Annotated in this window: 14 protein-coding genes; 3 read left to right on the top strand and 11 right to left on the bottom strand. The window is 66.0% G+C overall.

The genetic code is table 11. From position 1 onward, the window contains the following. The first annotated feature begins 126 nt into the window (after positions 1–126). Positions 127–1,863 carry an FAD-dependent oxidoreductase gene (locus OKW26_RS11585; protein ID WP_429353682.1) on the top strand — a complete coding sequence of 579 codons (1,737 nt, stop codon included), beginning with the start codon at positions 127–129 and terminating at the stop codon, positions 1,861–1,863. A gap of 21 nt (positions 1,864–1,884) precedes the next feature. Then, positions 1,885–2,079, top strand: a complete 195-nt coding sequence (locus OKW26_RS11580) for a hypothetical protein (protein ID WP_429353681.1) — start codon at positions 1,885–1,887, stop codon at positions 2,077–2,079. Positions 2,080–2,187: 108 nt separating this feature from the next. Here OKW26_RS11580 and OKW26_RS11575 read toward each other — a convergent pair whose 3' ends face one another. From OKW26_RS11575 to OKW26_RS11565, 3 genes are all read right to left on the bottom strand, one after another. Continuing rightward, complete coding sequence (locus tag OKW26_RS11575; protein ID WP_184060025.1) at positions 2,188–3,171, bottom strand: 2-dehydropantoate 2-reductase; 984 nt, start codon at positions 3,169–3,171, stop codon at positions 2,188–2,190. Positions 3,172–3,242: 71 nt separating this feature from the next. Continuing rightward, a complete protein-coding gene (locus OKW26_RS11570; RefSeq protein WP_429353680.1) occupies positions 3,243–4,037 on the bottom strand; it encodes a class II aldolase/adducin family protein in 795 nt (264 codons plus the stop codon). Between the two features lie 106 nt (positions 4,038–4,143). Next, positions 4,144–5,343, bottom strand: a complete 1,200-nt coding sequence (locus OKW26_RS11565; RefSeq protein WP_429353679.1) for an aromatic amino acid transaminase — start codon at positions 5,341–5,343, stop codon at positions 4,144–4,146. Between the two features lie 192 nt (positions 5,344–5,535). On the opposite strand from OKW26_RS11565, the gene OKW26_RS11560 reads away from it, so the two are divergent. Next, positions 5,536–6,477 (top strand): LysR family transcriptional regulator, encoded by a 942-nt coding sequence (locus OKW26_RS11560; protein WP_429353678.1) that lies wholly within the window; start codon positions 5,536–5,538, stop codon positions 6,475–6,477. A 46-nt stretch (positions 6,478–6,523) separates the two neighbouring features. Here the strand turns inward: OKW26_RS11560 and OKW26_RS11555 are convergent, their stop codons facing one another. The 8 genes from OKW26_RS11555 to msrA form a co-directional block, all read right to left on the bottom strand. Next, positions 6,524–7,348 carry a helix-turn-helix transcriptional regulator gene (locus tag OKW26_RS11555; RefSeq protein WP_429353677.1) on the bottom strand — a complete coding sequence of 275 codons (825 nt, stop codon included), beginning with the start codon at positions 7,346–7,348 and terminating at the stop codon, positions 6,524–6,526. Between the two features lie 100 nt (positions 7,349–7,448). Beyond that, complete coding sequence (locus OKW26_RS11550) at positions 7,449–8,576, bottom strand: hybrid sensor histidine kinase/response regulator (protein ID WP_429353676.1); 1,128 nt, start codon at positions 8,574–8,576, stop codon at positions 7,449–7,451. 9 nt (positions 8,577–8,585) lie between these two features. After that, positions 8,586–9,227, bottom strand: coding sequence for a chemotaxis protein CheB (locus OKW26_RS11545; protein WP_429353675.1), 642 nt, complete (start codon positions 9,225–9,227; stop codon positions 8,586–8,588). A 10-nt stretch (positions 9,228–9,237) separates the two neighbouring features. Then, positions 9,238–10,083: a CheR family methyltransferase gene (locus OKW26_RS11540; protein WP_429353674.1), complete on the bottom strand. Its 846-nt coding sequence runs from the start codon at positions 10,081–10,083 to the stop codon at positions 9,238–9,240. A 34-nt stretch (positions 10,084–10,117) separates the two neighbouring features. Next, positions 10,118–13,606 (bottom strand): response regulator, encoded by a 3,489-nt coding sequence (locus OKW26_RS11535; RefSeq protein ID WP_429354221.1) that lies wholly within the window; start codon positions 13,604–13,606, stop codon positions 10,118–10,120. Positions 13,607–13,868: 262 nt separating this feature from the next. Then, entirely contained in the window at positions 13,869–15,989 is a 2,121-nt protein-coding gene (gene katE, locus OKW26_RS11530; RefSeq protein ID WP_429353673.1) for a catalase HPII, read from the bottom strand. Between the two features lie 118 nt (positions 15,990–16,107). Further along, on the bottom strand, positions 16,108–17,007 hold the full coding sequence (locus OKW26_RS11525; RefSeq protein ID WP_429353672.1) for a MipA/OmpV family protein: 900 nt from the start codon (positions 17,005–17,007) through the stop codon (positions 16,108–16,110). A gap of 355 nt (positions 17,008–17,362) precedes the next feature. Next, positions 17,363–18,121 (bottom strand): peptide-methionine (S)-S-oxide reductase MsrA, encoded by a 759-nt coding sequence (msrA, locus tag OKW26_RS11520; RefSeq protein ID WP_429353671.1) that lies wholly within the window; start codon positions 18,119–18,121, stop codon positions 17,363–17,365. Positions 18,122–18,222: the final 101 nt, after the last annotated feature.

Here is an 18,222-nt window from a genome sequence, read left to right as displayed (position 1 = left end):
AGCGGCGAAGGTCCAGGTCTCTACCACTCCTCACGCTCGCGCGCGGCGCTGTACCCAAAATGAGGACAGCCGCGCGCGAACCCTGACGCATACTGCACCGATAACGCAAGCAAACTGGAGACACGCATGACCCGCCCGTTCAAGCCCTATCCGTTCGCCCCGCGCCGCTATCCGGCCGTGGTGCCGCCGCTCATCGACGGACGCGATCCACAAGCACGCGCCGTCGCGATCGTCGGCGGCGGTCCGGTCGGCATGACGCTCGCGCTCGCGCTCGCGCGCCAGGGCGTGCGCTCGGTGCTGATCGAGGCCGACGACAGCGTGTGCACCGGCAGCCGCGCGATCTGCATCTCGCGACGCAGCCTCGAAATCTTCAAGCGGCTCGGCGTCGTCGACGGTTTTCTGCAAAAGGGGCTGGCGTGGACCGGCGGGCGCAGTTTCTATCGCGACACCGAGGTGTTCCGCTTCGCGATGCATCAGGACGACGAGCAGTCGCTGCCGCCGATGATCAATATCGCGCAGTATCAGATCGAGCAGTTGCTGCTCGACGAGATCGAACGGCACGCCGATCTGATCGACGTGCGCTGGCAAACGCGTGTGACGGGCCTCGAGCAACGGCCGCAGGGCGGCGCGAGCTTGACCTTGCGCAGCGCCGATCCTGCCGATCCGCAAGGCAAAAGCTGGCAGATGGACGCTGCGTGGGTCGTCGCCTGCGACGGCGGACGCAGCACGATCCGCGACCTGCTCGGGCTGAAGCTCACAGGCACGACCTACGAAGGCCGCTACGTGATCGTCGATATCGAACTCGACAGCACGCGCGCGACCGAACGGCTCGCGTACTTCGATCCGCCGTCGAATCCGGGCTCGACGGTGCTCGTGCACAAGCAGCCTGACAACGTGTGGCGCATCGACTATCAGTTACGCGACGACGAAGACCCCGACGCCGCCGTGCTGCCCGAGAACGTGATACCGCGCGTGCAAAACTTGCTCGACTCGATGGGCGAAGCCGGCGCCTGGTCGCCGATCTGGATCACGATCTACAAGGCCAATGCGCTGACGCTCGAACGCTATCGGCATGGCAGCGTGCTATTCGCGGGCGACGCCGCGCATCTGGTGCCGATCTTCGGCGTGCGCGGCGCGAACTCCGGCATCGACGACGCCGACAATCTCGGCTGGAAGCTCGGCTGCGTGATCAATGGGAGCGCGTCGCCAGCGCTGCTCGATAGCTATAGCGACGAACGTGTGTACGCGGCGCGCGAGAACCTGAGCTACGGCATGAAAAGTACCGAGTTCATGGCGCCGCCGACCTTCGCGTTCGACTTGCTGCGCACGGCCGTGCTCGGGCTCGCCGAGCGGCATGCGGCGGTGCGGCCGCTGATCAATCCGCGCCAGACGCATGCAATCGCGTATCGGCAATCGCCGCTGAACTTCGCAGGCGACGGAGCCGATGCGTTCGATCGCGGCCCCGCGCCGGGTACCGTGCTGCCCGAGGGCAGGCTGCTCAAACAATCGCAAGATGGCGCACGGCTCGGCATTCATCTAACCGATCTGCTCGGACCGTGCTTCACAGCGCTGCGCTTCGACGCAGACCTCGCGAACGATGGTGACGCGTGGCAGCAACTGCAAAGCACGCTAGCCAGCCAAGGCGTTCCGTTCAACCTGATCGATATCGTCACGGCCGAAGCGCAATCGGCAAACAGCCCGCGAGCGATCGACCCAACCGGCCGCCTGCACGACATGCTCGACGCACAGCCCGGCACCGTCTATCTGATCCGCCCCGACGGCCACGTGCTCGCGCGCTGGCGCAACGGCAGCGCGGCGGCCGTTCTGCGCGCGCTCGATGCCACGCTGACACAGCAGAACTAACGCGCAAGGACCTTCGACATCATGACCGATTCCGATCTCGACCTCGTCTATACGACGCTGTGCAAGACGCTGACCCACGAAGGCGAGGCGCAGGCGTCGCTGTATCTCGCGCGTCTCGCGCTCTTGTGCCTGACCGAACTCGACGACTCGCGGCGCGCGTTGTCGTTGATCGAAGCGGCGAAGCTGCCGGCTGCCGCCACGGCCTGGCGCGGGTAAAAGAAACCGCCTCCCTGGAGGCGGTTCGCTAGAGGCGGTAACGGCAATGCCGCAGCAGTGCGAGGGAATTACAGCCATCACAACAAAACGGGCGCTGGCAGACCGACCTCACTGCCTCGGATACAAGCCCAACGTACTCGCATGCAGCCGCGCGAGTCCGAGCAACGCATCCGTATAGGGCGTCGGCACGCGCGTCAGTTGCCCGAGTTCGCGCACCGCGCCGACCAGCGCATCGAGTTCGACCGCCTTGCCGGCCTGCACGTCCTGCAACATCGATGTCTTCATCGCGCCGAGTTTCAGCGTGACCGCGTGACGGTCGTCGGGCGCCTGGTCGATCGGGATGCCGAAGCGCGCGCCGATTTCCTTCGCCTCCAGCATGATGTGCGTGACGAAACCGCGCACGAGTTCGTCGCCGAGGATCCGGTCGGTCGTTGCGCCGGTGATCGCGCTGACCGGGTTCATCGTCATGTTGCCCCACAGCTTGAACCACACGTCGCGCTGGATCTGCGCCGAAGCCGTTGCATGGAAGCCCGCCGCCTGCAACAGCGCGGCGAGCAGCTCGACACGCTCGCTCGGCTTGCCCGACGCCTCGCCGACGATCAGCCCGTTGCCCTGGTGATGCCGGACCACGCCGGGCGCGTCGATCAGGCAACTGGCATGCACGACGCAGCCGACCGTCTGCGCGGCCGGGATCGCGGCGGTGATCGCGCCGTCGGGATCGATCGTCTTCAGGCGCTGGCCGGCGAGTTCGCCGCCCAGGCCGTCGCAGAACCACCACGGCACGCCGTTCATCGCCGTCAGCACGATCGTCTCGGGGCCGAGCAGCGGTTTGATATGCGCGGCCACGGTCGCCATCGCCGGGCCCTTCACCGCGATCACGACGAGTTCCTGCACGCCGAGATCGGCCGGCTTGTCGCTCGCCTTCACCTGCTCGGCGTAGATCACGCCGCCTTCGATCAGCCGCAGACCATGCTGGCGCACCGCGTCGAGCGTCGCGCCGCGCGCGACCACGCTGACCCGATGGCCCGCCTGCGCGAGCTTCACTCCCATCCAGCCGCCGATCGAGCCGGCGCCGTAGATCGCTACTTTCATCGCCTGAATCCTTGCCTGTTGCTGTGATTATTGCAGCGTTGATTGTCGCGCTCGTTTACGCGTGGCTTCAATCATTGCCGGAAACTCGCATCGATCCGGTCGACCCGCCGCACCAGCGCATCGAACACGTCCTGTCCGGCGCCGTGGCGCGGATCGAACTGCAGCGCGTCGCGCGAGCAGCGAATCGCGACCTCCTCCGGCACCGGCCGAGCGCGGCCCATCGAGAACGTCGCCACCTGGACTTCGCACGCGCGATTCAGCGTCCACAGAATCGCGAAGGTCTGCGGCAACGTCCGGCCCCACGATAGCAGACCGTGGTTGCGCAGGATCACCGCCTGCCTGTCGCCGATATGCGCGAGCAGCCGCGGCCCCTCTTCCGCATGAATCGTGATGCCTTCAAAGTCGTGATACGCAATCCGGTCGTGCAACTGCGCGCTATAGAAGTTGGTCTGCTGCAGGCCCTCTTCGAGGCAGGCGACCGCGACGCCCGCCGTCGTATGCGTATGCATCACACAGTGCGCGTCGGGCAAGCCCCCGTGAATCGCCGCATGCACCACGAAGCCAGCCGGATTCACCGGATACGGCGAGCCGTCGAGCACGCGCCCCTGCGCGTCGATCTTCACCAGATTGCTCGCGGTCACTTCGCTGTAGTGCAGCCCGAACGGATTGATCAGGAACTGGCGCTCCGGGCCGCTGACGCTTTCGGGCACGCGCAGCGTGATGTGGTTGTAGATCATCTCGGTCCAACCGAGCAGATCGAAAATCCGGTAGCACGCGGCAAGTTGCACGCGCGCCTGCCATTCGTCCGGATGCATCGCGGCCGATCTGGGCGGGCTCGCCGGTTGCGCTTCGAGGGTCGTGGCCATCGTCGGTGTCTCCAAGTTTGTCGTTGTGACGGCGCGCCCGTGCGCGCCGCCCATCATATTCACGCGTGCCGCAACAGCGGCCCGAGCGCCGGAGCGCCGGAGCGCTTCAGGCGCCCGACACCACCGCCGCGATCGACGACGCGACATAGTCCGCGTTGCGCGCGTTCAGCCCGGCGACGCACATGCGGCCCGAGCGCAGCACGTACACCGCGTATTCGTTGCGCAGACGCTCGACCTGGCTTTCGGACAGGCCCGTATACGTGAACATGCCGCGCTGCGCGACATAGCGCGCGCGCATCACTTCATCGACGCGTCCGTCGAGCCCGGCGTGAATCACCTTGCGCATCGCCAGAATGCGCTCGCGCATCGCGCCGAGCTCGGCTTCCCACGACGCGCGCAGCGTCGCATCGGCGAGCACGTTGGCGACGAGGCGCGCGCCGTGCGTCGGCGGATTGCTGTAGTTCGCGCGCACCGCCGACATCAGCTGGCCCGCCACGCGCGCCGCTTCGTCGGCGCTCTTGCAGACCACGCTCAACGCGCCGACGCGCTCGCCGTAAAGCGAGAAATTCTTCGAGAACGAGTTCGCGACGATCAGCGGCACGTTCGCGTCGGCGAGCAGGCGCACCGGCGCGGCGTCTTCTTCGAGGCCCGCGCCGAAACCCTGGTAGGCCATGTCGACGAATGCAATCAGCTTGCGGCGCTGCAAAACCGGCACCAGTTCCGTCCATTGCGACGGGCTCAGATCGACGCCAGTCGGGTTATGGCAGCACGCGTGCAGCAGCACGATGCTCTTTTCCGGCAGCGTGTCGATTGCGGCGAGCATGTCGGCAAAGCGCAGGCCACCCGTTTGCACGTCGTAGTACGGATAGGTGTTGACCGTGAGGCCCGCGCCTTCGAACACCACGCGATGGTTTTCCCAGCTCGGATCGCTGATCCACATTTGCGAGCCGGGGAAATAGCGCCTCAGGAAATCGGCGCCGACCTTCAGTGCGCCCGAGCCGCCGAGCGTTTGCAGCGTCGCGATCCGGCCTTCGGCGCGCGCGGCGCTGTGGGCGCCGAACACGAGCGCCTGCGCAGTGTCGCGATAGAGCGGCAGACCCGCCATCGGCAGATACGAGCGCGGGCCGATCGCGTCGAGCAGCGCGGTTTCGGCGCGGCGCACCGCGTCGATCACCGGCAGCTTGCCGGCGTCGTCGAAATAGATGCCGATGCTGAGGTTGACCTTGTTCGGCCGGGGGTCCAGCTGAAAGTCTTCGTTCAGGCTCAGAATCGGGTCGCCCGGATAGGCGGGAATATGGTCGAACATGACGGGTCCTTGAAGACGGCCTCTGCAGGCCTGTTGTAGCGGTCGTCCGCGCGCCGCGGGACGACAGGGCAAACCTTGAGTCTAAGCGGGTTTGCCGGGCCAAGTCGACCCGCACGAGTGTCGGTCGTCGACGCGCCGCGCACAATCAATCGATTTTTCATGATTCGTAAGTTTTTCTTTAGAATCGATCGTATGCCTCTTACCCGCATCACGATCCGTCAATTCGAAGCGTTCCTCGCCATCGTCGATCTGCACAGCATCGGCGCGGCGGCGCAGCGGCTCGGGCTGACCTCGTCGGCGGTCAGCCAGTTGCTTGCCGAACTCGAAACGGAGCTCGGCTTCCGGCTGTTCGATCGCACCACGCGGCGCGTCGCGCTGTCCAGCGCGGGGCAGGACTTTCTGGCGTCGGCCGAATCGGTGCTGCGCCACGTGCGCGCAGCCGCCCAATCCGCCGACGATATCCGCAACCGCGCGGCCGGCATCGTGCGGGTCGGCGCGCCGCTCGTCATCGCGTCGACAGCGCTGCCCGCGGCGATCGCCGAATACGCGCGCGACAAGCCGAAGGTGGTCGTGCGCGTCTGCGATACCGTGGTCGAGCAACTGGTGGAGCGCGTCGAGAGCGGCGACATCGATCTCGCGATCGGCCCGGACCGGCAAAGCGGTCCGCGCGTGCGCTCCGAGCCCGCGTTCGCGAGTCCGTGGGTCATGTGGTGCTCGGCCGCGCATCCGCTCGCCGCGCGCCGCCGCGTGCAGTGGCAGCATCTGCGCGACGTGCCGATCGTCGCGACCGGCCGCGACCACGAGCGCGCGGTCGGCCAGATGCTCGCCAATCTGCCGGTCGAGGCGCGCATCATTCCCGTCGATGTCGTCGACAACGTGACCACCGCGTTCGGCCTCGCCGCGCGAGGGCTGGCGGTCACGCTCGCGCCAGCCTATGTCGCACCGCTCGCGCGGACCTTCGGGCTCGTGATGAAGCGCATCGTCGATCCTGAAACGATTCGCGAGGTGTGTGTGTATCGGTCGACCGAGCGTGCGCTGTCGCCATCGGCCGACGGCTTCGCGGATTTCGTGATGCCGTGGTTGAAACGCTGGGATCGGGAGACGCAGGCCGAGGCGCGGGGTAAGCGGAGTTGAAGCGGACTCGAAGCGCGATGCGACGCGAGTTTCGACAGATGTGCAGCTAGGGTTGCATACACAGCGCGAACAGTTGCCGCTGATTAGAAATCCCGAGCCGAGCGTACGCGCGCTTCTGGTACGTGACGACGCTCGCCCGCTTCACGCCCATCTGCCCGGCAATCTCGGCCGCGCTCGCGCCATCGAGCGTGCCCCGCAACACGTCGAGCTCGCGCGGCGTCAGCGTCGGACATGCGCGCCGCACGCGCGCGAGCATCGCCGCACCGGTGCCCTGCTGATGTTGCCCGTTCAGCGCGTATTGGCCCTTCGCCGCATGCGCGAACAGCGGCGCGACGCTTTCGATCCGCTCCAGTTCGCCCGGCGCGAACACGCCGTACGCGCGGTCGCGATACAGGTTGATCGACAGCCACACGCTATCCGCCGGCTGCACGAGCAACGACAGCCGGTCCGATACGTTCGGCTGCGCGTAGCAGGCCGCGCGATACGCTTCGTTTTCGATTTCGTCGCCGCGCTGCTGATGCAGCACCAGCGCATCGCGCAAAGCGGTGCGCCGGCTGTGGTTCGATTGACCGATGACCGCGCGATTGCCGTCGAGCGCATAGAAATGCGCGGCGTAGCGTTCGGCGACGTCGCGCAGAAAATGCCCACCGCGATGGTCGGCCGCCGACACCGTACGAGGTCGCGCGTCGAACTCATACGCGAAGATCGTGCACTGCGAGACGGGCAGCGACAACGTTTCGCCAACCGTCAGCAGAATGCTCGCGGCGAGCGCGTCGGCATCCGGGTGGGAGATCGCCATGACGAGGTCGGTGGCGCGCGCGGTGCTGATCTGACCGCTGCGCTGCGGTGATGCGAGGCGCCAGGAACGCATGATGGGGATTCGTGCTTGCGCTGCGTGAATTGGGTTGCGGCAAGCGTAGCACAGCGGGCACGCGGTGGCCCACCGGCGTGATCGCCGGCCTGGCGATGCTTTATCGCCGGGTAAACGCCCCCCGCTGCAATGCGACCGTCCTCGGCAATTCGATCGTAAAGGTCGTGCCGGACTCGTCCGTGGATACGACGCTGACGTCGCCGCCATGCATGCGCGCGATCTCCTGCACGATATGCAGACCGAGCCCGAGCCCTTCGCGCGACCGCGCGCCGTTGCCGTTCGACGCGAACGCCTTGAACAGATGCGGAAACACCTCCGCCGGAATCGTGCCGCGATTGGACACCTTCAGGCGCACGCAATCCTCGGCGTCGCCATCGACCTCCACGCCGATATCGCCCTCCGGCGCCCCATGATGCAGCGCATTGCTGACGAGATTCGACACCGCCTGCCACACGAGATCGGTATCCCACGCGCCGGCCGTATTGCCGGTGCAGGTGAACACGATCTGCTTGCCGCTCTTCTGCGATGCGAATTCGTCGATGACCGAGCGGCACAGCGTCGCGAGCTCGATCGAGCGCGGCTGCAACGGCAGACGTCCGCCTTGCAGGCGCGCGAGGTTCAGCAGCTGATCGACCATCCGCGCCATGCGCAGGGCGCTGTTCTTCACGCGCGCGGCGACGGTTGCGGCCTGCTCGTCGGCGGCCGTGCGCATCAGGTATTCCGCCGACGCCAGCACCGCGCCGAGCGGCGTGCGCAGATCATGGCTGAGCACCGCCATCAGCATTTCGTTCGCTTCGAGCATCTGGCGCGTCGTCACCAGTTGCGCGGCGAGCTCGCGCTTCTGCTGCTCCAGCTGCACGAACACGTCGACCTTCGACTGCAGGATGCGCGGATCGAACGGCTTGTACAGGAAGTCGACCGCGCCTGCCTCATAGCCACGGAACGTGCGCGACGCGTCCTGCGCGGTCGCGCTCAGGAAGATGATCGGAACGTGCGACGTGCGCGGGCTGCCGCGCATCAGCGCGGCCAGCTCGAAGCCGTTCATGCCGGGCATATTGACGTCGAGAATCGCCAGCGCGACTTCGTGCTTGAGCAGCAGATCGAGCGCGGCGGTGCCGCAGTCGGCGACCAGCACCGCGACGTCGGGCCGCGCGAGCAACGCTTCCAGCGCGGTGATGTTGTGGACGATGTCGTCGACGATCAGGATGTTCACAGGTGAGTTCGTCATGGCACCGGATCAGAGGGAAGTCGGCAGCGCGGCAAGGCGCTTCGCCAGGGTTTCGGGATTGTAGATCGCGTCGGCCGCGCCGCGCTCGATCGCCGCGCGCGGCATCTCCGGTGCACCGGCGCTGCCGGGGTCCTGCACCCACGCGGTGCCGCCGAGCGCGCGCACGCGTTCGAGCCCGTGCGCGCCGTCGTCGTTGGCGCCGGACAGCAGGATCGCGAGCAGCCGCTCGCCGTACACCGCGGCGGCCGATTCGAACAGCACGTCGATCGACGGCCGCGAGAAGCGCACCGCCGCAGCGGTCGACAGCGCGACCGTGCGGTCCACTTCGACGAGCATGTGATAACCGGCCGGCGCGACGTACACGCGGCCCGGCAGGATCAGCTCCCCCGCATCGGGTTCGAGCACCGGCAGCGCGCAGCGATGCGCGATCGCCGGCACCAGATAGCTCGGCGAATCGGGCGGCAGATGCGCGACGATCATCACGGCCGCCGCGAAGCGCGCGGGCAGCGCGGCGAGCAGCACCTTGAGCACCTCGATGCCGCCCGCCGACCCGCCGATCACGACCAGTTGATAGCCGCGGCGCGCGTGCGTCCGCGCGGCGCTGGCGTCGGCGGCCTGGGTGGGCGGGGGTTCACTGGTCGAGCGTGGCATCGCGACCTCGCTAACGCTTCTGATAAATGCGTTCGGCCGCGCGAAACTCGTCGAACGCCGGGTAGTGACGTGAAAACCGCAGGGTTTCCTTGCTGCCCAGGCCGAGAAAGCCGCGCCGCACCAGTGCGTTCTCGAACAGCCCCAACGCGCGATCCTGCAAGCCGCGATCGAAATAGATCAGCACGTTGCGGCACGACACCAGATGCGCTTCGAGGAACACTTCGTCGGTGGACAGGCTGTGATCGGCGAACACCACGCGCTCTTTGAGCGAGCCGGCAAAGCGCGCGCCGCCATACGCTGCATGATAGTAGTCCGACAGCGAACGCGTGCCGCCCGCCGCCAGATAGTTCTGCGTGAAGCCCTGGATGCGTTCGAGCGCGTAGATGCCCGCCTCCGCGCGCGCGAGCGCGTCGGGGTTGATGTCGGTCGCGTAGAACAGCGTGCGCTCGGTGAGACCCTCCTCGTCGAACAGGATCTTCAGCGACCACAGCTCCTCGCCGGTGCTGCATCCGGCGACCCACACGTTGATCGACGGGTAGGTGCGCAAACGCGGCAGCACGTGCTCGCGCAGCGCGAGGAAATACGACGGATCACGAAACATGTCGCTGACCTGCACGGTAAGGTAGCGGAACAGCCGCGAAAACTCGTAGCCGTCGCGCATGATGCGGTCCTGCAATTGCGACAGCGTCTCCACGTTGAATTCATCGAGCGCCTGCGTGAGGCGGCGGCGCAGCGACGACATCGCGTAGTGGCGAAAGTCGTGCTGATACTTCAGATAGATCGCCTCGAGCAGCAGCCGCAGCTCGATGTCGAAATCGCTGATGCGGTGCGGTACCTCAGATGCGGACGGTTTCATCGCATTGCTCGCTTGCGTGCCAACGCTCGCGCCGTCAGCGCTGCCGCAGCCACACGCGGCACAGCGCGACGAGCTTGTCGACGTCGATCGGTTTCGACACGTAGTCGTCGGCACCCGCTTCGAGGCAGCGCGTGCGATCGTTCGCCATCGCCTTCGCGGTCAGCGCGATGATCGGCAGATGCGCGAAGCGCGGATTGCGGCGAATCTCGCCCATCGCGGTCAGGCCGTCCATCTCGGGCATCATGATGTCCATCAGCACCAGATGCACTTCCGGCCCGCTCTCCAGTTGGTCGAGCGCCTCGCGGCCGTTGCGCGCGATCAGCAGTTTCGCGCCGAGCGGCTCCAGCACGTGCGACAGCGCGAAGATGTTGCGCACGTCGTCTTCGGCGAGCAGGATCGTGCGGCCCTCGAACGCATTGTCGCGTTGGCGCACGGTGCGCAGCATGCGCTGCTGCTCCGGCGCGAGCGACGACTCGACGCTATGCAGAAACAGCGTGACTTCATCGAGCAGACGCTCCGGCGATTTCGCGCCCTTGATGATGATCGACTTCGAGTAGCGGCGCAGCCGGTGCTCCTCTTCGTCGGACAGCATGCGGCCCGTGTAGACGATCACCGGCAGCGCTGCATGCGCGCTGTTCGCGGCGAGGCGTTCGAGCAGATCGTAGCCGGTGCCGTCCGGCAGCGCGAGATCGGTGACGACGCAGTCGAACCTCGGCGCCGACAGTTGCTCGAACGCCTCGGCGAGCGTCGCGACCGCGACGATCCCGGTGTTCTCGCTTTGCAGCAGCGCGCGGATGCTTTCGCGCATCGGCGCGTCGTCCTCGATCACCAGCACGCGCTTCAGGCGCTGTTGCAGCCGCGCTTCGAGGCGGCGGATCGCGGCCTCCATCGTCGAGCGCGCGGTCGGCTTCAGCGTGTAGCCGATCGCGCCGAGATGCAGCGCCTTGTCGGCGTGATCGGTGGCCGACACGATATGGATCGGAATGTGGCGAGTCAGCGGATCGTTCTTCAGCCATTCGAGCACCGTGAGGCCCGAGCGGTCCGGCAGACCGACGTCGAGCAGCACCGCGGCCGGCCGCATGTCGCGCACCAGCGCGAGGCCGCTCGCGGCATCGCTCGCGTGCACGAAGTCGAAGTCGAGTTCGTGCACGAGATCGCGCAGAATCGCGGCGAACGGCGGATCGTCTTCGACCGCGACGATCAGACGGCCCGCGCGGGTGCGATGGTCGCGATCGTCGGCTATCGACGCGGCGGCGGGCTCGGCGGCGCCGGGCAGCAAGGCTTCGCGCGACGCGGTGGGCGGCGCCCGGCTTGCCAGACCATTCGCTGGCGGGATCACCGCGGGGGGTGCGGTGTCCGCGCTCACGCGCGCCTCGCGCGCATCGAGCGGCAGCCACAGCGAAAACACGCTGCCCTTGCCAACTTCGCTCGCCACCGTGATGCGCCCGCCCAGCAACCGCGAGAACTCGCGCGAAATCGACAGCCCGAGGCCGCTGCCCCCATATTGACGGCTCGTCGAGCCATCGGCCTGCTGGAACGCCTCGAAGATCAGGTCGAGCTTGTCGGCCGGAATACCGATGCCCGAATCGCGCACGTCGAAGCGCAGCACGTTGTCCTCGACCCTGGCGACCTCGAGCGTGACCTCGCCGCGCTCGGTGAACTTCACCGCGTTCGACAGCAGGTTGCGCAGGATCTGCGTGAGCCGCTGGCCATCGGTGACGAACGTATCGGGCGTGCCCGGCAACTTGTCGAAGGCGAGACGCAAGTGCTTGGTCGTCGCGATCGGACGAACCATTTCTTCGAGCGATTGCAGCGTCGCCTCGATCGACACCGTTTCGTGCTCGACCGTCAATTGACCCGCCTCGACCTTCGACAGGTCGAGAATGTCGTTGATCAGCACGAGCAGATCGCTGTTCGACGCGTGGATCGTCTCCGCGTAGCGCACCTGCTCGTCGGTCAGATTGCCGCTGCGATTCTGCTGCAGCAGCTTCGCGAGAATCAGCGAGCTGTTCAGCGGCGTGCGCAATTCGTGCGACATGTTCGCGAGGAACTCGGACTTGTAGCGGCTCGACTGTTCGAGGCGCTCCGCATTGGCCGCCAGATCGTTCTGCACGCGCAGCAGATCCGATTTTTGCCGCTCCAGCCGCAGCGCGTATTCCTCGAGCCGCACGTTGGTCTGTTCGAGCTCGGCCTGCTGCGCTTCGAGGCGCCGTTGCGATTCCAACAGCGCGCGGCCGCGTTCCTCGAGCCCTTCGTTGGAGACCCGCAACTCCTCCTGCTGGACCTGCAACTCCTCGTTCAGCTGCTGCGTCTCGGCGAGCGCATCCTGCAGGCGTTCGCGATACAGCGCCGCCTCGAGAAAATTGCCCATGCTGTGGCGGATCAGCTCCATGAACTCTTCGTCGCGCGGCGTCACCTCGCGCAGGAAGCCCATTTCGACGACGCCGTTGACCTGGCCGTCGTTGTCGGTCGGCAGGATCAGCAGATTGCGCGGCGCGCCGCTGCCAGTGGCCGACACGACCCGCACGTAATCGGCCGGCACATCGCGCAACACCAGCGTGCGGCGCGAGCGCGCGGCCTGGCCGACCAGCGTTTCACCCTCTTCGAAACTCAGAGCGGCCGTCTGCTCGCTGTCACGGCTATAGCCGTACGCGGCGATGCGGCGCAGCGTGCCGCTCTGCCTGTCGCGCACGTACAGCGCGGCGACGAGCGCATCGAGATATTGGGCGAGAAACTCGAGCATCGCGCGGCCGACGAGCGGCGCGCTCGTCCGCCCGACGACCTTGTCCGCGAGCAGGCGCTGGCCCGAGCGCAACCAGACCTGCTGCTCGAGCAGCGCGGTCTGTTCGGCCTGACGGCGCAGCACGTCGTCATAGGTCCCGGACAGGTCCAGCAGTTCGCGACGGCCTCGCCACGCTAGCAGGCCGCTGACGACGAGGCTGAACAGCAGGAACACGCCGACCAGCGTCGCCGTCACGTTGCGCGTCGCTTCGACGCGCTGCTGGCGCAAGCGCAATTCGACGTCGAGAAAATCGCCGAATTCGCGGCGCGTTTCGTCGAATTCGAGCTTGCCGCGCCCCGCTGCGATCGCACTCTCATAGTCCTGGTTGCGGCGGCGCGCGTCGATGATCTGTTCGGCGAAGCGGCTCCAACGCTCCTGCGAGGCCTCGATCTGCTTGAGCCGCTCGATTTGCGGCGGGTTGTCGGCGACCTGCTTTTTCAACGCTTCGAGCTGTGCCTTGAATTTCGGGCCGCCGTTTTCATACGGCGCGAGGAAACTCTCGTTACCGGTGATCAGAAAGCCGCGCATCGACGATTCGCGATCCACCGCGAGCCGCAGCAATTCGTTGGCGTCGCCGATCACGCGGCCGGAGTGCTCGGCCCAGTTCATCGTCGACACGAGATACGCGATCAAGCCGACGAACAGCGCCATCGTGACGAGGCCGACGCCCAAAGGCAGCGCGATATTGCGGCGAAGGATGCGGCGGAAACGGAGTTGATCGACGGCCGGCGATGCGGTCATTTTTTCTGTAAGTGGCATGGCGAATCGGGTCGATGCGGAATATCTTTCGGGTCTGCGCACGGTGTCGAGTGCCGCGATGCGACCGCTGTCATCATACAAGGACGACCCGCACGCGCGCGACGCGGAATGCCAAAAACAACCTGGCCGGCTAACACCGGCCAGGCGCCTGCATCGACGCGTATCGACGCGCCGCGTTTCAGCTACGCTCAGCACCGTTCAGCGGCTAACGCGGCAGCGCATCAGCGCAACCGGCTCGGCCCGCTCAGGCCGGCACCGATTCCGCCTGCGCCGCGCGCGACCACACGCGATGCTGTCCGGCGGCCTTGATGAACGCCTTCAACACATCGGCGGACTGCGAGTCCTCGCCGGTCGCGACGCCGTCCGGCTGCGCGGGCAACTGCGCGGCCGCGAGCAGGTCGCGCCCCGCGCCGAGCGCCGCGATCGCCTTCAGATGCTTGAACGCTTCGAGCACGAAGTGCCGCGCATCGCCCGATTGCGACAGTTCCTTCGCCCCCTTCTCGCCGCCGACGACGATCACCGCGTCGAACATCACCGATGGCAGCCCGGCGATCGTCGCGTCGGGCGCGAGGCCATCGATCTCGGCGAGCGTCGGCGCGATCAGCATCGGCGTCGCGCCTTCGCCCGTGAGCGCCTGCTGCAACTGTTTGATCGCCGCGCTATTGGAGCCGGGTGCGGCGAGCAGCGCGATCTTGCGGGTCTTGATGCCGGGCTTCACGCGATTGAGCAGACTCAACGCCGGCGACGTCTTCGGCCCGACGAGTTTCGCCGTGCCCTGTTTCGGCGCCGGCAAGCCGAGTCCTTCGGCGACCTTCGCGGCGAGATCGGCGTCGAAGTTCGCGAGAATCTCGTTGACCTGGCGCGCGCGAATCTCGGGCTTTGTCACCTTGCCGAGCTCGAACTGATAGGCCGCCGCGATATGGTCTTTTTCCGGCTGCGACATACTGTTGTAGAACAACGCGGCCTGCGAGAAATGATCGGCGAACGAGTCGCTGCGCACGCGAATCTTCGTGCCCTCGACGCGTTCGTGATGGCTGTCGAAGCCGCCATCTTCAGCGGCCGGATCGGTTTCATTCGGCCAGCCATCGTTCAGCGAGTTCGGCTCGTACGACGCCTGGCCGACATGGATCGCCTGCCGATGCATCGCATCGCGCTGATTGTTGACGGATGGACAGACCGGCCGGTTGATCGGAATCTCGTGAAAGTTCGGGCCACCGAGGCGGCTGATCTGAGTGTCCGTGTACGAAAACAAACGCCCCTGCAGCAACGGATCGTTGGTGAAATCGATGCCCGGCACGATATGCCCCGGATGGAACGCGGCCTGTTCGGTCTCGGCGAAGAAGTTGTCCGGATTGCGATTGAGCGTCATCTTGCCGATGAGTTTCACCGGCACCAGCTCTTCCGGAATCAGCTTGGTCGGATCGAGCAGGTCGAAATCGAACTTGTGCTCGTCGGCTTCCTCGACGATCTGCACGCCCAGTTCGTACTCCGGATAATCGCCGCGCTCGATCGCTTCCCATAGGTCGCGGCGGTGAAAGTCCGGGTCCTTGCCCGCGAGCTTCTGCGCTTCGTCCCACAGCAGCGAATACGAGCCGAGCACGGGACGCCAGTGGAACTTGACGAAACGAGCTTTGCCCTGCGCATTGACGAAGCGGAAAGTGTGAACGCCGAAGCCTTCCATCGTTCGAAAGCTGCGCGGAATCGCGCGGTCCGACATCGTCCACAGCACCATGTGCGCCGATTCGGGCACGAGCGAGACGAAGTCCCAGAACGTGTCGTGCGCGGACCCGCCGGTCGGCATTTCGTTCGGTGCTTCCGGTTTCACCGCGTGCACGAAGTCAGGAAACTTGATCGCGTCCTGAATGAAGAACACCGGCATGTTGTTGCCGACCAGATCGAAATTGCCTTCCTGCGTGTAGAACTTCGTCGCGAAGCCGCGCACGTCGCGCACGGTGTCGGCAGAGCCGCGCGGACCTTGCACGGTCGAGAAACGCACATAGACCGGCGTTTCGGCGGCCGGGTCCTGCAAAAACGCGGCCTTGGTGTACTCGCGCATCGATTCGTAGACCTTGAATACACCATGCGCGGCCGAGCCACGCGCGTGCACGATCCGTTCGGGAATCCGCTCGTGGTCGAAGTGCGTGATCTTTTCACGCATGATGAAATCTTCGAGCAGCGATGGACCGCGCGGTCCCGCCCGCAACGTGTTCTGGTTGTCGGCAATCTTGACGCCCTGATTGGTCCTCAGGGCCTCGCCTTGCGGCTTCACGCGATTGCGTTCGAGATCGTTCGATTTCGCGTCGTTCGACTGCGCTGCCCCGTTTGCCTGGGCCGCGGGCTCCTGGGTGTTCGCTTTACCTGCCATGGGGATCACTCCTTCTGTTCGGGCGCGCGGCGACGGAGGCGTCGCGGCGCACGATCACGGAGTCAGCAAGGGCTATACCCACGAAGTCACGGCGCAGTGGCTGCGACGCGGCGGTGCGTCAGAACCGGTAGTTGATCGATATGTCGGCGACGCCGTTCGCGCGGCTGCGCGTGATCGGACTGTTGCCCGCGCTGCCGACGAGCTGCTCGAACGCGCCGTCGGCGGTCGCGAACCAGTGCTTGCTGAACAGCCAGATCGCGCTGACGCCGAAACCCACCGACTTGAAGCCCGCGCTCGCGTGATACTGCGGATACTGCGAGTGCGCGGCCTGCTCCTGATTGACTCCGAACCAGCTGTTCATGTAATTGGAGTCCGCGAGCACCACGTTCGGGCCGGCGAACCAAATGAACTGCTTCGTGCTGCCGGGCATCGGCATATAGGCGCCGAGATCACCGATCCAGCCGTTCGATCCGCCGAAATAGCGGCGGATATCGGCGCGCAGGACGAGCGGAAAATCCTTCGACACGACGTACTCGCCCGAAAGCTTCAGACCGGGCGCCGGGTTGATGTTGCCGAGCCCGTTGAGTTCCTGCGGATCGTCCTGGCCGCGTCGCCCGAGGTCGTAGACCGCGGCGAGACTCATGCGCCAGTTCTCGCCCTGTGCGAAATTCACGCCGAAGCCTTCGCCGCTCGACAGAAAGAACAGATCCTTGTAGCGCACGTCGATGCTCGGGCCGGTCACCAGGTGATAGCGGTCCGATCCTTCGAAGCGCGGCTGGAACGACGTGGCCACGCCGAAGCGCAGTTGCCAGTCGGGAATGTTCGGCTGCCACATCTTCTGCAGCGGAATGCCCACCGAATATTGCCATTCGCCGAGCGGCGACGGCGTCTGCGCGAAGACCACACCCGGCACGCAGGCCATCGCGCCCAAGGTCGCGGCGACGAGCGAGCCCGCCGCGATGCCGGTTTGTTTATGGCGAGGCATGGCGCCCCGCTTCTTTCTACGTCTGTTGACCACCGGAAGCCTCCAATTTCGCTCGTCGCGATGAGGTTAGGTTTGCGCCCGGGGTCCAGCGCGGACCCAAAAACGCGGACGACCGCCGCGCTGTTACTTACGGCGTGTAATTTTTCCAATCGATGAAGCGGGCAGCGCGATGTGCACGAGGCGCGGCGAGCCCGCATGACCCCCGCGCTCGTGTGGCCACTGCGCATAGTCCTTGCGCGCCGCGGTGACGTGGACAATGGCCAACGGAACATTGCTGCGCAAGATATGCGCCAACTCTGTGGAAGATTGGTGACGAGCGCGACCCAAGGCGTAACCCGAAGACGGTCCGGCGCTGCGGCGGCGCCGCTGGCGCCGCCGTTCAGAGGGATTATTGCCCTGCTTCGACGAGCACCGGCTTGTCGCGATACAGGTTGGGGAACAGGCGTTTCAGGTTGGCGATTTTCGGCATGTCATTGAACACGATGTAGGCCGAATCGGGATGCAAGGTCAGATAGTTCTGGTGATACGACTCGGCCGGATAGAAGCCCTTGTAGGGCTCCGTCTTCGTGACGATCGGCGCGGGGAACACGTGCGACTTGTCGAGCTGCGCAATGTAGCTTTGCGCGACGTGCCGTTGCGCGTCGTTCAGCGGAAAGATCGCGGAGCGGTATTGCGTGCCGCTGTCGGGCCCCTGACGATTCAGCTCGGTCGGGTCCTGAACCACCGAGAAATACACCTGCAGCAACCGGCCGTAGGTGACCTTGCCAGGATCGAACGTGACCTGCACCGATTCGGCGTGCCCCGTCTCGCCGCCGCTGACGGTCTCGTACTGCGCGGTGTCGCGTGAGCCGCCCGAGTAGCCGGACACCGCCCGTGTGACACCGCGCACATGCTGGAACACCCCCTGGACGCCCCAGAAGCAGCCACCCGCGAACACCGCGGTTTCCTCGTGCGCGGTGCTGGCCGCGATCGGCTCGTCGAGCGCGGGCGGCGCGATCACGACGGCGCTCTCCGCCGCGAACGCGACGCGCTGCGCGAGCGGCAACGCGAGCGCGGCCGCGCCTAGCAGCAACGACAACACGGCCGCGCGTGTGCGTTTCGAGGTGCCGCCGAACGATGTAAGGAATTGCGGTCTGTTGCGAGTCATGATGGTCGCTCCGGAAAAGTGCCGGCGCCCGCCCGCGTTGGCACGGTGCTGCCACGGCCGCATGCGGGTGCGCCGAAGCTTGGTCGCGCGGGCGCGGCGTT

The sequence above is a fragment of the Paraburkholderia sp. 32 genome (assembly GCF_050435345.1).
Taxonomy (GTDB): Bacteria; Pseudomonadota; Gammaproteobacteria; order Burkholderiales; family Burkholderiaceae; genus Paraburkholderia; species Paraburkholderia tuberum.
This window is presented reverse-complemented; position numbering and strand designations above follow the sequence as displayed.

Coding starts and splice junctions, on each gene's coding strand:
- OKW26_RS11585 (WP_429353682.1), top strand. CDS start 127: ATGACCCGCCCGTTCAAGCCCTATCCGTTCGCCCCGCGCCGCTATCCG.
- OKW26_RS11580 (WP_429353681.1), top strand. CDS start 1,885: ATGACCGATTCCGATCTCGACCTCGTCTATACGACGCTGTGCAAGACG.
- OKW26_RS11575 (WP_184060025.1), bottom strand. CDS start 3,171: ATGAAAGTAGCGATCTACGGCGCCGGCTCGATCGGCGGCTGGATGGGA.
- OKW26_RS11570 (WP_429353680.1), bottom strand. CDS start 4,037: ATGGCCACGACCCTCGAAGCGCAACCGGCGAGCCCGCCCAGATCGGCC.
- OKW26_RS11565 (WP_429353679.1), bottom strand. CDS start 5,343: ATGTTCGACCATATTCCCGCCTATCCGGGCGACCCGATTCTGAGCCTG.
- OKW26_RS11560 (WP_429353678.1), top strand. CDS start 5,536: ATGCCTCTTACCCGCATCACGATCCGTCAATTCGAAGCGTTCCTCGCC.
- OKW26_RS11555 (WP_429353677.1), bottom strand. CDS start 7,348: ATGCGTTCCTGGCGCCTCGCATCACCGCAGCGCAGCGGTCAGATCAGC.
- OKW26_RS11550 (WP_429353676.1), bottom strand. CDS start 8,576: ATGACGAACTCACCTGTGAACATCCTGATCGTCGACGACATCGTCCAC.
- OKW26_RS11545 (WP_429353675.1), bottom strand. CDS start 9,227: ATGCCACGCTCGACCAGTGAACCCCCGCCCACCCAGGCCGCCGACGCC.
- OKW26_RS11540 (WP_429353674.1), bottom strand. CDS start 10,083: ATGAAACCGTCCGCATCTGAGGTACCGCACCGCATCAGCGATTTCGAC.
- OKW26_RS11535 (WP_429354221.1), bottom strand. CDS start 13,606: ATGACCGCATCGCCGGCCGTCGATCAACTCCGTTTCCGCCGCATCCTT.
- katE (WP_429353673.1), bottom strand. CDS start 15,989: ATGGCAGGTAAAGCGAACACCCAGGAGCCCGCGGCCCAGGCAAACGGG.
- msrA (WP_429353671.1), bottom strand. CDS start 18,121: ATGACTCGCAACAGACCGCAATTCCTTACATCGTTCGGCGGCACCTCG.